At 70.1% G+C, this 13,946-nt stretch carries 12 protein-coding genes and 2 pseudogenes; 8 read left to right on the top strand and 6 right to left on the bottom strand.

Annotated features, from left to right (window positions below; genetic code table 11):
* The first annotated feature begins 583 nt into the window (after positions 1–583).
* The gene (locus GQF42_RS28925) at positions 584–1,561 is read left to right on the top strand and encodes a DUF4097 family beta strand repeat-containing protein (RefSeq protein WP_158924663.1); all 978 of its coding nucleotides are present in this window, start codon (positions 584–586) and stop codon (positions 1,559–1,561) included.
* Between the two features lies 1 nt (position 1,562).
* Positions 1,563–2,618, top strand: coding sequence for a PadR family transcriptional regulator (locus GQF42_RS28920; RefSeq protein WP_158924661.1), 1,056 nt, complete (start codon positions 1,563–1,565; stop codon positions 2,616–2,618).
* Positions 2,619–2,711: 93 nt separating this feature from the next.
* On the opposite strand, the gene GQF42_RS28915 is transcribed toward GQF42_RS28920, so the two are convergent.
* Together GQF42_RS28915 and GQF42_RS28910 are read right to left on the bottom strand one after the other, a co-directional pair.
* Positions 2,712–3,677, bottom strand: a complete 966-nt coding sequence (locus GQF42_RS28915; RefSeq protein WP_158924659.1) for a zinc-binding dehydrogenase — start codon at positions 3,675–3,677, stop codon at positions 2,712–2,714.
* A gap of 193 nt (positions 3,678–3,870) precedes the next feature.
* Entirely contained in the window at positions 3,871–5,094 is a 1,224-nt protein-coding gene (locus GQF42_RS28910; protein WP_158924657.1) for an NAD(P)-dependent malic enzyme, read from the bottom strand.
* A gap of 559 nt (positions 5,095–5,653) precedes the next feature.
* On the opposite strand from GQF42_RS28910, the gene GQF42_RS28905 reads away from it, so the two are divergent.
* Genes GQF42_RS28905 through GQF42_RS28895 form a run of 3 tightly spaced genes read left to right on the top strand, consistent with a single transcriptional unit; the run spans position 5,654 to position 8,392 of the window.
* The gene (locus GQF42_RS28905; protein WP_158924655.1) at positions 5,654–6,610 is read left to right on the top strand and encodes an ABC transporter substrate-binding protein; all 957 of its coding nucleotides are present in this window, start codon (positions 5,654–5,656) and stop codon (positions 6,608–6,610) included.
* 37 nt (positions 6,611–6,647) lie between these two features.
* Entirely contained in the window at positions 6,648–7,589 is a 942-nt protein-coding gene (locus tag GQF42_RS28900) for an amino acid ABC transporter permease (RefSeq protein WP_158924653.1), read from the top strand.
* A gap of 50 nt (positions 7,590–7,639) precedes the next feature.
* Entirely contained in the window at positions 7,640–8,392 is a 753-nt protein-coding gene (locus tag GQF42_RS28895) for an amino acid ABC transporter ATP-binding protein (protein WP_158930711.1), read from the top strand.
* A gap of 163 nt (positions 8,393–8,555) precedes the next feature.
* On the opposite strand, the gene GQF42_RS28890 is transcribed toward GQF42_RS28895, so the two are convergent.
* Positions 8,556–9,314, bottom strand: a complete 759-nt coding sequence (locus GQF42_RS28890; protein WP_158924651.1) for a class I SAM-dependent methyltransferase — start codon at positions 9,312–9,314, stop codon at positions 8,556–8,558.
* Positions 9,315–9,414: 100 nt separating this feature from the next.
* On the opposite strand from GQF42_RS28890, the gene GQF42_RS28885 reads away from it, so the two are divergent.
* Entirely contained in the window at positions 9,415–10,044 is a 630-nt protein-coding gene (locus tag GQF42_RS28885; RefSeq protein ID WP_158924649.1) for a CGNR zinc finger domain-containing protein, read from the top strand.
* On the opposite strand, the gene sodX is transcribed toward GQF42_RS28885, so the two are convergent.
* Complete coding sequence (gene sodX, locus GQF42_RS28880; RefSeq protein WP_158924647.1) at positions 9,948–10,382, bottom strand: nickel-type superoxide dismutase maturation protease; 435 nt, start codon at positions 10,380–10,382, stop codon at positions 9,948–9,950. The two genes, GQF42_RS28885 and sodX, sit on opposite strands and share 97 nt — an antisense overlap.
* Before the next feature lie 145 nt (positions 10,383–10,527).
* Between sodX and sodN the strand changes: the two genes are divergently transcribed.
* Positions 10,528–10,923 carry a superoxide dismutase, Ni gene (gene sodN, locus GQF42_RS28875; RefSeq protein ID WP_158924645.1) on the top strand — a complete coding sequence of 132 codons (396 nt, stop codon included), beginning with the start codon at positions 10,528–10,530 and terminating at the stop codon, positions 10,921–10,923.
* A gap of 3 nt (positions 10,924–10,926) precedes the next feature.
* Here sodN and GQF42_RS28870 read toward each other — a convergent pair.
* Positions 10,927–11,615: pseudogene (locus GQF42_RS28870) on the bottom strand (site-specific integrase); the annotation flags it as partial.
* A gap of 270 nt (positions 11,616–11,885) precedes the next feature.
* Entirely contained in the window at positions 11,886–13,145 is a 1,260-nt protein-coding gene (locus tag GQF42_RS28865) for a hypothetical protein (protein ID WP_158924643.1), read from the bottom strand.
* 420 nt (positions 13,146–13,565) lie between these two features.
* Between GQF42_RS28865 and GQF42_RS28860 the strand changes: the two are divergent.
* Positions 13,566–13,925, top strand: a pseudogene (locus tag GQF42_RS28860) (SLC13 family permease); the annotation flags it as partial.
* Positions 13,926–13,946: the final 21 nt, after the last annotated feature.

Below are 13,946 nucleotides of genomic sequence, written 5' to 3'. Positions count from 1 at the left end.
CGTGCGGGGACCCACGGTGGGGCCGCGCAGCCGGCACCCGCGGACACGGGCGAGCGCCCCCGCACCTTGCCGCGCGCCGTGTGCCGTGTGCCGTGTGGCGTGTGGCGTACGCCGTGAGCTGTGTGCCGTGCGCCGTGCGCCGTGAGCTGCGTGCCGTGAGCTGTGTGCCGTGTGCCGTGAGCTGTGAGCACCTCCCAGCCGCACCCCCATCGCACGACTCCGGCCACTGCCCCGGCGCGCACGCTCGCCCGTGCCGGCGCATCTGCTCGTACGCCGTCCCCAGCGCCCCGTGCGCCAGAAGCAGCGCCCCGCACACACCATCACGCGGCGACCGGCACCCCCAACGCCACCTGCGCCATCCCGAGCCGACGGGCCCGCGGATCCCCCGACTCGCCCTTACGGCGCCCGACGCGCGCCCCCGATGGGCTCGACCTGCACCTCGGCGCACGCGAGAGGCACCCTGGCACCCTCGGCACGCCTGCTCACTCGAATGAGTGCCTTGACTTCCGGCGGCCACGATATATCGTGTTTTACGCGAGACGCGATATGGCGCGTTGTGACCGTGTCCGGCCAAGGAGGCCCCATGTCCGAGTGGTCCGTCACCGAGCCCCAGAAGCTGACCTTCGACGCCGGCGTGAACGACCTCCAGGTCCGCATCGTCAGCGGAACGGTCAACGTGGTGGGCACGGAAGAAGGTTCCGCCCGCCTCGAGGTCTCGGAGATCAAGGGCCCGCCCCTCGTGGTCACCCACAAGGGCGGCACCCTCACGGTGGCCTATGAGGACCTGCCCTGGAAGGGGCTGCTGAAGTGGCTCGACCGCAAGGGCTGGCGGCGCAGCGCCGTCGTCTCCCTGGCGGTCCCGGCCGACACGCGCGTGGAGGTGGGCGTGGTCGACGCCGGCGCGGTCGTCTCCGGGATCCGCGGCCCCGCCGTGGTCAAGGGCGTGACCGGGGACACGACCCTGGTCGGCGTCTCGGGCCCGGTCCACGCGGACACCGTGTCGGGGAACCTGGAGGCCCAGGCGGTCACCGGAGACCTGCGGTTCAAGTCGGTCTCGGGCGACCTCACGGTGGTCGCGGGCTCCGGCCGCACCGTCCGGGCCGACTCCGTCAGCGGATCCATGATCGTCGATCTGGACCCGGACGGCCCCACGGAGGTCAGCCTCACCAGCGTCTCCGGCGAGATCGCCATCCGCCTGCCGCACCCGGGAGACGCGGAGGTGGAGGCGAACACGGCGAGCGGCACGATCTCCAACGCCTTCGACGGACTGCGGGTGCACGGCCAGTGGGGTGCCCACAAGATCACCGGTCGGCTGGGGGCGGGCACCGGCCGGCTCCGGGCCACCACGGTCTCCGGCTCGATCGCCCTGCTGCGCCGCCCGCCGAGCGAGCACGAGGACCACACCCCGTGGGAGTCCGAGCCGCCACGGCGCCCGGACACCGCCCCCGCCACCGGCGCCCCGGCCGCCCCGGGAGACAATTCCGTCTCCGACCAGGGCTCCGAGTCCACAGAGGCCACCGACGCCCCGGCCGACGGTACGACCGACAAGAAGGTGCTCTGACATGCCCCCCGTCTTCGCCCACGGGCGCCTCCGCCTGTATCTGCTCAAGCTGCTCGACGAGGCCCCGCGCCACGGCTACGAGGTGATCAGGCTCCTCGAGGAACGCTTCCAGGGGCTGTACGCCCCCTCGGCGGGTACGGTCTACCCCCGACTGGCCAAACTGGAGGCCGAGGGCCTGGTCCGGCACACCACGGAGGGCGGCCGCAAGGTGTACGCCATCACGGACGCCGGACGCGCCGAACTGGCCGACCGCCGCGGCGAGTTGGCCGACCTGGAGCTGGAGATCCGCGAGTCGGTCGCGGAACTGGCCGCCGAGATAAGGGCCGACGTGCGTGGCGCGGCCGGCGACCTGCGCCGCGAGATGCGCGCGGCCGCCTCCGAGGCCCGCCTGGGTCCCAAGACGGGCGCGTCGGCCGGGGAGTACGGCGACCTGGGCGACGACAAGGAGTCCTGGCGAGCCGCCAAGGAGGAGATGCGCCGGGTCAAGCAGGAGTGGAAGGAGCAGGCCCGCCGCGCCAAGGACGAGAGCCGCCGGGCCCGCGAGGAGGCCCAGCGGGCCCGCCGCCAGGCCCAGGAGGCACAGGCACGGGCGCGGGCCCAGGCCCAGGAGGAGATGCAGCGCATCGCCCGGCAGGTCCAGGACCGGGTCCAGGACCACTTCACGCGCGGCGACTGGCCGACCGGCGTCCGCGAGGGCCTGACCGAACTGGCCAAGGAATTCGGCGATTTCGGCAAGGACTGGGCCAAGGGCCGGGGCAGGGACCGGAGCTTCATCCGCACCCCTGAGGACGCGACCGCACCGTCCACCCCCACCGAAGCCCACTACGTCCCGCCCACCGAGGACTTCCCCGTCGAGTACGAACCCTCCTGGGCGCACGAGGACTTCACCGGAGACCCTGCCCGCGACCTGGACCGTCTCCTGGACCGCTTCCGCGACGACATCCGCGACGCGGCCCGCGACCACGGAGTCACCCCCGGCCAACTCCACGAGACCCGCCACCACCTGTCGTCGGCGGCGGCCCGCATCGCCGCGCTCCTGCGACAGCCGAAGGTCTGACGGGGCCCGCCCGGGCGGCCGGGTTCCGCGCGGGAAGAGGGCGGGCCGGGAACACCCCGGACCCGCCCGAACGACCCAACCACCCTGCGAACCTCAGGAGTTGGTGAGCACGATCTTCCCGAACTGCTCCCCGGACGCGAGCCGCTCGAAGCCCTCGCGGGCCCGGTCCAACGGCAGTTCCTCGTCGATGACGGGCCGTACGCCCGTGGCCGCGCAGAAGGAGAGCAGATCCTCCAGCTCCTCCTTGGTGCCCATGGTGGAGCCGACGACCTTCAGCTCCAGGAAGAAGATCCGGGTCAGCTCGGCGTGCGAGGGCCGGTCGCCGCTCGTCGCCCCGGAGATGACGAGCGTGCCGCCGGGCCGCAGCGACTTCACCGAGTGGGACCAGGTGGCCGCACCCACCGTCTCGATCACGGCGTCCACCCGCTGCGGCAGCCGCGCTCCCGGCTCCACGGCCTCCACGGCCCCCAGTTCCAGGGCTCGCTTCCGCTTGGCCTCGTCCCGGCTGGTGGCGAAGACCCGGAGCCCCGCGGCCCTGCCGAGCACGATCGCGGCCGTCGCCACGCCACCGCCGGCGCCCTGCACGAGGACCGAGTCACCGGGGCGTACCCCGGCGTTGGTGAACAGCATCCGGTAGGCCGTCAGCCACGCGGTCGGCAGACAGGCGGCCTCGGCGAAGGACAACTCCTTGGGCTTGGGCAGCACGTTCCAGGTCGGCACGGCGACCTGCTCGGCGAAGGTGCCCTGGTAGCGCTCGGTGAGGATGGAGCGCGGCTCGTTCGGGCCGACACCGTGGCCGGTCTGGCCGATGACGGAGTGCAGGACGACCTCGTTGCCGTCCGCGTCGACCCCGGCGGCGTCGCAGCCGAGGATCATCGGCAGCCGGTCCTCGGGGAGGCCGACGCCTCGCAGGGACCAGAGGTCGTGGTGGTTGAGGGAGGCGGCGCGCACATGGATCGTGCTCCAGCCGGGCCGGGCCTCGGGAGCCGGACGCTCCCCCAACTCAAGGCCGGTGAGCGGCTGGTCGCGGTCGATTCGGGCGGCGTAGACAGCGAACATGGGCCCGACGATAGGTGCGCGGGTCGGCCGACGGAACCACGGCGGCCTGTGACACATGCCCTCTTGCACAAGGGCACCCATGCGGCCCAGCCCGCCACAGGCCCCCTCAGGGGCACCCCTGCAGCGCCCGCGTCGGGGGCAGGCGGGGGAAAGAAAATGGCCCCGCCTCAGCAGGCGGGGCCATTCGACCGACTCAGCGGCGCGCAACCCCTTCGGCCCGCGCGGCAGCCGCGACCGCCGCCGTCACCGCAGGAGCGACCCGCTCGTCGAACGGCGAGGGAATCACGTAGTCGGCGGCGAGGTCGTCGCCCACCACGGCCGCCAGCGCCTCCGCCGCGGCGATCTTCATGCCCTCGGTGATCCGAGAGGCCCGCACCTGCAGCGCGCCCGCGAAGATGCCCGGGAACGCCAGCACGTTGTTGATCTGGTTCGGGAAGTCGGACCGCCCGGTCGCCACGACCGCCGCGTACTTGTGCGCGACGTCCGGGTGCACCTCGGGGTTCGGGTTGGCCATCGCGAAGACGAAGGCACCCTTGGCCATGGAGGCGACGGCCTCCTCCGGGACCGTACCGCCGGAGACGCCGATGAAGACGTCGGCGCCCGCGAGGGCGTCCTCCAGCGTGCCGGTGATGCCCGCCTTGTTGGTAAAACCGGCCAGCTCCCGCTTGACGGAGGTGAGGTCCTCCCGGTCTGCGGACACGACGCCCTTGCGGTCCGTCACGGCCACGTCCCCGATGCCGGCCTCGACCAGCATCTTGGCGATGGCGACACCGGCCGCGCCGGCACCCGAGATGACGGCCCGCAGCTGCCCGATCTCGCGCCCGCTCAGCCGCGCCGCGTTGCGCAGCGCCGCGAGCGTCACGACGGCCGTACCGTGCTGGTCGTCGTGGAAGACCGGGATGTCGAGGCGCTCCTGGAGCCGGCGCTCGATCTCGAAGCACCGGGGTGCCGAGATGTCCTCCAGGTTCACTCCGCCGAAGGACGGGGCGAGCCGGACGACGGTCTCGACGATGTCGTCCACGTCGGTGCAGTCGAGCGCGATCGGGACCGCGTCGACGCCGCCGAACTGCTTGAACAGGATCGCCTTGCCCTCCATGACGGGGAGGGAGGCCTGGGGACCGATGTCCCCGAGTCCGAGGACGGCCGTACCGTCGGTCACGACGGCGACCACGCTCGACTTCCACGTGTAGTCGTTGACCAGCTCCGGCTGCTCCGCGATCGCGGTGCACACGCGCGCGACGCCGGGCGTGTACGCGAGGGAAAGGTCGTCCTTGTCACGGACCGGCACGGTGGCCTGCACGGCCATCTTGCCGCCGCGGTGCAGCGCGAACACCGGATCGAAGGAATCGAGGGGCTCGGCCCCGCCGTCCTGGTCCGTTGTGCTGTCGCTGCGAGGATTGACGATCTCCGCTGCCACTTTGTCTTACCCCTTAGGTATGCATGGTTTGAGGGTCGACCACTCCTGGTGAGGGGTGGGCGGGCACCGCGCAGGACCCGATTGCTGATACGTACGAGCATCTGCGCGACGGGCGCGCCGCACACGCGCCCTGAGCCCCGGATGAGGGGTGTAAAGAACCTTCTTACCGGACGGACGGCGCCCACGACGAGTCCATTAGGTCCAAGGTCACATCCGGCGACTAGAGAGCCACACGCGGATGACACGAGGCTGACGTCCACGCCGAGCGCGGACAGCCATGGGTACGCGCGTAGATGCGCTGACCACATCGTGAGACGAGCCGAAGATTTTCCGGCCGGAGTACCGCATTCCCGCAGATGGTCCGGTGGTCAAGGACCGTTGTTTCACCGACTGATGCGGTTCGGGGGATCACCCGTTATGCGATTTTGACATAGTCACAACCCTGAATGGCGTAGTCCGAATGGCAAGATGCCGTAAACCCACGAGGTCGCGACACCCGAAGGTGTGTGTTCCCGTCGACCCCATCGGAAAATCTTCCCCATCCGCCGGAGGAACCACGATGACCGCAAGCTCCACCCGTCGTACCACCGCCGCGCACTCCCGTCTGGCCGCGGTGGGTGCGATCGCGGTCGCGGGCGCTCTCCTGCTCACCGGCTGCGGTGACCAGACCAAGACCAAGAGCACCGGCTCCACCGGCTCCACCGGCGGCGCCCCGCTCGCCGGCAAGCTCCCGGCCGACATCCGGAGCAAGGGCGAGATCAAGGTGGGCTCGGACATCGCGTACGCCCCCGTGGAGTTCAAGGACTCCTCCGGCAACGTCGCCGGCCTCGACCCCGATCTCGCCGCGGCCATGGGCAAGCAGCTCGGCGTGAAGCTGACCTTCGAGAACGGCACCTTCGACGGCCTGCTCACGGGCCTGCGCTCGGGCCGCTACGACATCGCGATGTCGGCGATGACGGACAACAAGAACCGCCAGGAGGGCGTCGACCCGGACACCGGCAAGAAGGTCGGCGAGGGCGTCGACTTCGTCGACTACCTGACCGCCGGTGTCTCGATCTACACGCGCAAGGGCGACACGCAGGGCATCAACGGCTGGTCGGACCTGTGCGGCAAGAAGATCGCCGTCGAGCGCGGCACCGTCTCCGAGGACCTGGCCAAGCAGGAGGCCAAGAAGTGTCCGGGCGGCAAGAAGCTCTCCATCGAGCCGTTCGACGACGACCAGCAGTCCCAGACCCGGCTGCGCTCGGGTGGTGTGGACGCCGCCTCCTCCGACTTCCCGGTGGCCGCGTACGCGGTGAAGACCTCCGGCGGCGGCAAGGACTTCCAGGTTGTCGGCCAGCAGGTCGAGGCGGCCCCGTACGGCATCGCCGTCTCCAAGAGCGCCACCCAGCTGCGCGACGCGCTCCAGGCCGCGATGGACGCGATCATCAAGAACGGCGAGTACGAGAAGATCCTCGAGAAGTGGGGCGCCCAGGACGGCGCCGTCAAGCAGTCCGTCATCAACGGCGGCAAGTGACCCGCGTCCGGCAAGCGGCCACCGAGAGGCAACACCCGTGACTGACAAGGACAAGACGGCCGGGCAGACACCGGCCCAGGAGACTCCCCCAGCCCGCCCGGAGGCCATCAAGGCCATCCCGGTCCGGCACTACGGACGCTACGTCTCCGCCGTCATAGCCATCGCGATCCTCGTCGCGATCGTCTACGCGTTCGGCCAGGGCAAGATCAACTGGCACGCGGTGCCGGAGTACTTCTTCGACCACCGGATCCTGACCGGCGTCAGCAAGACCCTCCTGCTGACCGTCCTGTCGATGCTGATCGGCATCGTCGGCGGCATCGTCCTCGCGATCATGCGCCTGTCGAGGAACCCCGTGACCTCGTCGATCGCCTGGTTCTACATCTGGTTCTTCCGCGGCACGCCGGTCCTGGTCCAGCTGTTCCTCTGGTTCAACCTGGGCCTGGTCTTCGAGTACATCAACCTGATGCCGTTCTACAAGGACTACTGGTCGAACTTCATGACGCCGCTGCTGACGGCGCTGCTCGGCCTGGGTCTGAACGAGGCGGCGTACATGGCCGAGATCTGCCGGGCGGGCCTGCTCGCGGTGGACGAGGGCCAGACCGAGGCGGCCCACGCGCTCGGCATGAGCCACGCCAGGACCCTGCGCCGGGTGATCATCCCGCAGGCGATGCGCGTGATCGTGCCGCCGACGGGCAACGAGGTCATCAACATGCTCAAGACGACCTCGCTCGTGGCGGCCGTCCAGTATCCCGAGCTGTTCCGTTACGCCCAGGACATCGGCCAGAACTCCGGCGCCCCGGTGGAGATGTACTTCCTCGCCGCGGCCTGGTACCTGATCATGACCTCGGTCCTGAGCGTCGGCCAGTACTACATCGAGCGGTACTACGCCCGCGGCTCCAGCCGCAGCCTCCCGCCCACCCCGTGGCAGAAGGTCAGGTCCCACCTGACGACCTTCTCGAGCAGGAAGGTCACGGCATGACCGAGAAGCCGAGCAGGACCCAGGACGCTCCCGCGAAGGGCACCGTCCCGATGGTCAGGGCGCAGGGCGTCCACAAGTCCTTCGGCCACGTCGAGGTGCTCAAGGGCATCGACCTGGAGGTGAAGCCGGGCGAGGTGTTCTGCCTCATCGGCCCCTCCGGCTCCGGCAAGAGCACGTTCCTCCGGTGCATCAACCATCTGGAGAAGATCAACGCCGGCCGGCTGTACGTCGACGGTGAGCTGGTCGGCTACCGCCAGCAGGGCGACAAGCTGTACGAGCTGCGGGACCGCGAGGTCGCCCTCAAGCGCCGGGACATCGGCATGGTCTTCCAGCGCTTCAACCTGTTCCCGCACATGACCGCCATGGAGAACGTCATGGAGGCGCCGGTCCAGGTCAAGGGGACCGGCAAGGCGCAGGCCAAGGAGCGGGCGATGCAGCTGCTGGAGCGCGTGGGGCTGGCCGACCGGGCCGGGCACTACCCCTCACAGCTCTCCGGCGGCCAGCAGCAGCGCGTGGCGATCGCCCGGGCCCTCGCGATGGACCCGAAGCTGATGCTGTTCGACGAGCCGACCTCGGCCCTGGACCCGGAGCTGGTCGGCGACGTCCTGGACGTCATGCGAGACCTCGCCGAGTCCGGCATGACGATGGTCGTCGTCACCCACGAGATGGGCTTCGCCCGCGAGGTGGGCGACAGCCTGGTGTTCATGGACGAGGGCGTGGTGGTCGAATCCGGACATCCACGGGACGTCCTGACGAATCCGCAGCACGAGCGGACGCAGTCGTTCCTGTCCAAGGTCCTCTGAGGTCCTTCGACCGGGTGACGCACGAGGGGCGGTACGGACTTCCCGTACCGCCCCTCGCCCTTCCATGCCCGTCCGTGCCGGGCCACGACCGTCCACAACCGGCCACGACCGTCTGCACCCGGCTACGACCGGCCACGACCGTCTGCACCCGGCTACGACCGGCTCATTTCACCGCCAGCAGCATCGTGTCCGACGGCGAGCACCACACCGGCCGGGCCTCGCCGAAGCCCTTCTCGCGCAGCACCCGCGCGTGCCAGGCGGCCGAGGGCATGTCCCCGTCGGCGTGCTCGCCGTAGATCTCGAAGCGGCGGGCGGTGGGCTCGGCGAGGACCGGGTCCTGCGCGGCGAGCTGCCACCACTCGGTCCAGTCGACGGCGCCGTCCCGCTTGGCCTGATCCATCCGGGCGTGCCTGAGGGCGCGCTCCGCCTCGTTGATCCGTGGCGTGCTGTCGTCGATCATGTGGTCCGCGTTCATGAAGACACCGCCGTCGCGGACCAGTTCCGCGACCTGACCGTAGAGGGCCGCGAGGGGTTCGCTGTGCAGCCAGTGCAGGGCCGTGGCGGTCAGAACGGCGTCGTAGGTGCCGTAGGGCAGTTCCGCCCGCCAGCCGGGGTCCTTGAGGTCGGCGGTGACGAGGGAGACGCGGTCGTCTCCTTCGAAGGTGCCGCCCGCGATGGCGAGCAGGGCCGGGTCGAGGTCGACGCCCGTGCTGGTGGCCTCCGGGAGGCGGGCCAGCAGCCGGGCGGTGACGGTGCCGGTGCCGCACGCGAGGTCGAGGACCCGCGGGGCAGGTCCCACCAGTGCCTCGACCATGTCCAGCATGATCCGGAACCGCTCCTCGCGGTCCGGCATGTACCACTCCTGCTGCCGGTCCCAGCTCTCCTGCCACGCTGCCCAGTCGGTTCCGGTACTCGTGGTCACGGCACCTCATCTCCCCTCGCGACGCGTAATACCCTGGAAGCACGACCGGCTGTTACCCGACCGCAGACACGACCATAAAGCGCCCCCGTAAGGACTACAAGTGGAACTGGCCTATTACTCGGATTACGCCGTACGTCTCGTCAACAGCGAGGAACCGGCCCGGGGCAAGGACTCCCTGACGTCGGTCGAGGCCGTCCGTGATCTGTTCGGCGCCAACGCGTCCGCGGGCCGCCGTGCCACCGACGCCGACGTCACGCGCTTCCGCTCGGTACGGGCGAGGCTGCGCGCCGTCTTCGAGGCGGCGGACAAGGGCGATGAGACGCTGGCCGTGGACCTGCTGAACTCACTGCTCCTGGAGTTCCCGGTCAGCCCCCAGATCTCCGGTCACGACTTCCGCGACGAGGACGGCCGCCCGCTGTGGCACATGCACCTGGCCGACCACCCCTCCAACGCCACCGCCGGCTATGCGGCCATCGCGGCGATGGGCCTGGCCTTCCACCTGACCGAGTACGGCGTCGACCGCCTGGGCCTGTGCGAGGCGACCCCGTGCCGCAACGCCTACCTCGACACGTCCACCAACCGCTCCCGACGCTACTGTTCGGACCGCTGCGCGACCCGGGCCAACGTGGCCGCCTACCGCGCCCGCAAGCGCCTGGAGGCCGACCGGTCGGGCAGCAGTGGCCGCGCGGCCGAGAGCGCCCAGCGTGCCAGCGCCAGCGGCGAACGCTGACCGACCGGCCGCGGCCGGTACCTGAAGTACGCCTTGCCCAGGACCAGTTCGTCCGGTACGACGCCGTAGTCGGTGCTGTCCCCGCCCGCGTACGGATTGTCCCCGAGCACCCACCAGCCGCCCTCCCGCCGCTCCACGGCGCGCTTGACGACCAGCAGGTCCTGCTGGAACGGATGGCGCAGGACGACGACGTCCCCCGGCCGGACCGCTCCCCCGTACCGCAGCAGCAGCCGGTCCCCGTGCCGGAGCGTGGGCACCATGGACGGGCCCGTCACCTCGGCCAGCCCGAACGGCGCCACGGCCCTGCCCCGCTCGGTCTCCTGCGACAGTTCCGGCATCCCCGGCACCTCCCCGGTCCGTTCCTCCACCAGTCTCAGTCTCACCCTGGACTTTTGTCCTAAGCCCTAGGGGGCACCCGAGAAATCGTGTTCCTCAGGGAGTAATGTCGCACCTGAGAAGACGATCACGAGGAAGGAATGCTCCATGCTTTCCCGCCTGTTTGCCCCCAAGGTCAAGGTCAGCGCCCACTGCGACCTGCCCTGCGGCGTCTACGACCCGGCCCAGGCCCGCATCGAGGCGGAGTCGGTGAAGGCCGTGCAGGACAAGATGGCCGCCAACGACGACCCCCACTTCCAGGCACGCGCCACCGTCATCAAGGAGCAGCGCGCGGAGCTGGCGAAGCACCACGTCTCCGTGCTCTGGAGCGACTACTTCAAGGCTCCGCACTTCGAGAAGTACCCGGAGCTGCACCAGCTGGTCAACGACACCCTGAAGGCCCTCTCGGCCGCCAAGGCGTCGACCGACCCGGCGACCGGCCAGAAGGCTCTGGACTACATCGCCCAGATCGACAAGATCTTCTGGGAGACCAAGAAGGCCTGATCTTTACGCCTTCTGACCTGCGATTTGTTTGGTTGCAGCGTCTCCCTGTCCGCACCCGGTCCGCAGGCCGCCGAGCACGGCGTCCATGGCGGATCGGGTGCGGTCTTCTTCACCCGGCCACAGGTGCGCGTAGATCCGCAGCGTGATGACGGCGGACGCGTGGCCGAGGACGAGCTGGACCTGCTTGACGCTCGCTGCGCCCGCGATGAGCGCGGAGGCAAAGAAATGCCGTGGTGGGTCACCATGTGCGGCAGCTCGACGGGCTTGCGCTCCTCGCGCTCGGCCGCCTCGTTCTCCGCCTTCTGCAGCGCCTTGCGGGCGCACTTCCACTCGGTCTTCCAGCGACTGTAGTTGAGGGGCTCCCCCTCCTCCATCGTGAACAGCCACTCCTTCGAGGGCCGTGCGGCGAGGTGCGCGAGGAGGGTGTCCGTGACGACCTCTCCGACCGGGACCGTGCGCCGGGACTTGGCGGTCTTCGGCGGGCCGATGAGGCCGGACTGCAGCCGCTGCCGCTCGATGCGGATGGCACCCCGCTTGAAGTCGACGTCCGGGACCTCCAGGCCGAGCAACTCGCCAATGCGCAGTCCCGATCCGGCCAGCACGACGATCGCCGCGCGAAGGTACGGCGGCATGACGCCGGCCATCGCCTCGACCTGTGCGACGGTGGGCGGCGTGACCTCCTCGTCCGAGAGTGCCGTTCTACGCCGACCTGGCCGACAGCGTGCGGCAGCATCTCGATCACCTCAGCTGAACGTCTGCGGCGTCAGCGCGACCGGGGCGGAACGTGGTCGACGGGTGCCGGTCGCCCGCCGATCTCCTCGACCCGGGCGCGTAGCTCTGATCAATGGGCGCGTCCGGGGCACTGCCCTGCACAGGTGATCCAGCGCCGTAACAGGGGACACCGATACCGCCGAGTCTGCGCCGGGGCATTTGCGCGGCCCGCGCCGCCGCTCACCACACGCCTAAGGCGTCGCCGTGGCCCGTTCGGTGGTCAGGCGGGCCCGCCAGTCACGGACGTAGTCATGGGACATAGAGGCCAGGCGGGCTATCTCCGCGTCGTCGCGGCCGTCGGCCCACGCCAGGATCCGGGTCACGGTGCGGTTCCGCGCGGCGCGGAAGTCCCTGAGCATGCCTTCGAGACGTTCGACCTCCTCGCCTTCGTAGACAAGCTGCCGGTCGACGGAGGCCCGTTCGTCGGCGCGCAACCGCTGCAGATAGGCGGACAGGCCCGTCAGGACCAGCCCCTCCTCGTGCGCGGCGCTCTGGAAGCGTTCGGCCAAGGCCGCCAGCACACAGTCCGGCACATCGGCGAGCGTGGCTCCGGGGGGCTTGGCCGCCTCCCAGGTGCCCCTGCCGGCCTCTGTCGTCTCCAGCCAGGTGCGGGCCTCCGTCGGGGAACGGTCGCCGCACGCCCGGGCGCGATAGGCGTACAGGGCGGCGCGGTGGCCGTAGAAGGTGAAACCGTCCTCGATCTGCCGGTCGGCGGCGCGGCACATCCGCCCCGGGACACCGCCGTAGCCCGAGTCGGGCCGGTAGTCGGCGTAAGCCTCCAGTTCCGCGTCGGTGGCCACTCCCCAGGACGGGTCGCACAGGTCGGGGTTGCTCGCGAGGAACGCGTCGACCTCGACCCGCCACGCGGGGACCGGGCTCATCCGGAGCCTGGGCCAGACGACCGCTCCGGAGGGAGCGAAGGTGTAGGTGGCGGCCTGCTCGATGTCGTCCCAGGCGGTGGCGGCCTCGGCGGACCACTCCAGTTCGCCGGCCGGTCCCGTACGGTGTATCGAGTCCACGAGCCGCTGTACGGCGGGGAGTATGCGCAACGCGAGCGCGTGCAGTTCCTCGGCGGTGAAGAAGCGCCAGGAGTAGCCGCGCTGCTCGTCGTGCGCAAGGTGGGTCAGCAGGTACACGAGAACGCCGGGGGCCGGCAGCGTCCCGTCGCCGAGTGCGCTGCGCGGGACACCGGGGAGCTGGCGCTCCAGGTGCTCGCGCGAGGCCCGCCAGTCGACGTCCCCGAACCAGACCGCACCGCTCTGCGCGTCGACGGCCAACCATTGGTGGTATCCCACGCCCGGGCCGTACCGCTCCTCTTGCTGCTCGGCGTCTTCGTCGTGCCAGACGTATTCGGCGGGGGGCGGGTTCAGCTCCACGGCCACGAAGCCGTCCTCCGGGCGGTAGCCGGTGAGGATGCGGGCCGTGATCGGTGCGCTGTCGGCGGCGGTCATGAGGGGTTTCCTCTCGGTGGAACAGCAACCGCCGCAAACCGTAGTGCGCCCGTCGACCATTAGTTCAATTTTTAGTCATTTGCGCCTGGCCCGACACGGCAGGCGGGCACCGCCGGGGCCTCGGTGTCACGCGAGGTTTACGCGCGTGCAAGCGGCCACCAGGTTGGCCATATTTCACATGGCCTCCATGTTTTGCTCACTTCACGGGATGCTTCCGCGGCCCACCCCCGGTCGATTCGAAGGCATGTCAGGCGTATACGGCCACATTGAACACCGGACGCCAGGCCGGACCTGATAGTTTAATATTCTACTACTTACCAGGGGTGCGGCACGCTCCCCACGAACGCGACGTGCTCGACGCCAGCCGCCGCCGACCCGGCGCGACCTTTCACCACCGGCATCCCCCGAAAGGCTCTGGCCCTGAACACCGCACTCGCAGAAGCCTTCTCTGTCGCCCTGCTCCTAGCGGTGCCGGCCTGCGCGGTGATCCGGCCGTGGGGGTGGCCGGAGACGATCGTGGCCGTCCCTGCCGCCGGAGTGGTCATCGCCACCGGTGCGATCTCCCTCGACCATGCGGCGGCCGAGGTCATCCGACTGGGCCCGGTGATCGGCTTCCTCGCGGCCGTCCTGGTCCTGGCCCAGCTCTGCGACGACGAGGGCCTCTTCCACGCCTGCGGTGCCTGGATGGCCCGCAGAGCGGCCGGCCGCCCCCGTCGCCTGCTGGTGCTGGTGTTCGTGGTCGCCTCGTTGATCACCGCGGTGCTCAGCCTGGACGCCACGGCGGAAGGACGTCGCCCTTGA

This window comes from Streptomyces broussonetiae (assembly GCF_009796285.1).
Classification (GTDB): Bacteria; Actinomycetota; Actinomycetes; order Streptomycetales; family Streptomycetaceae; genus Streptomyces; species Streptomyces broussonetiae.
This window is presented reverse-complemented; position numbering and strand designations above follow the sequence as displayed.

What these genes read in the sequence shown, in the direction of transcription:
- GQF42_RS28925 (WP_158924663.1), top strand. Translation starts at nt 584, where the DNA reads ATGTCCGAGTGGTCCGTCACCGAGCCCCAGAAGCTGACCTTCGACGCC.
- GQF42_RS28920 (WP_158924661.1), top strand. Translation starts at nt 1,563, where the DNA reads ATGCCCCCCGTCTTCGCCCACGGGCGCCTCCGCCTGTATCTGCTCAAG.
- GQF42_RS28915 (WP_158924659.1), bottom strand. Translation starts at nt 3,677, where the DNA reads ATGTTCGCTGTCTACGCCGCCCGAATCGACCGCGACCAGCCGCTCACC.
- GQF42_RS28905 (WP_158924655.1), top strand. Translation starts at nt 5,654, where the DNA reads ATGACCGCAAGCTCCACCCGTCGTACCACCGCCGCGCACTCCCGTCTG.
- GQF42_RS28895 (WP_158930711.1), top strand. Translation starts at nt 7,640, where the DNA reads ATGGTCAGGGCGCAGGGCGTCCACAAGTCCTTCGGCCACGTCGAGGTG.
- sodX (WP_158924647.1), bottom strand. Translation starts at nt 10,382, where the DNA reads ATGCCGGAACTGTCGCAGGAGACCGAGCGGGGCAGGGCCGTGGCGCCG.
- sodN (WP_158924645.1), top strand. Translation starts at nt 10,528, where the DNA reads ATGCTTTCCCGCCTGTTTGCCCCCAAGGTCAAGGTCAGCGCCCACTGC.
- GQF42_RS28865 (WP_158924643.1), bottom strand. Translation starts at nt 13,145, where the DNA reads ATGACCGCCGCCGACAGCGCACCGATCACGGCCCGCATCCTCACCGGC.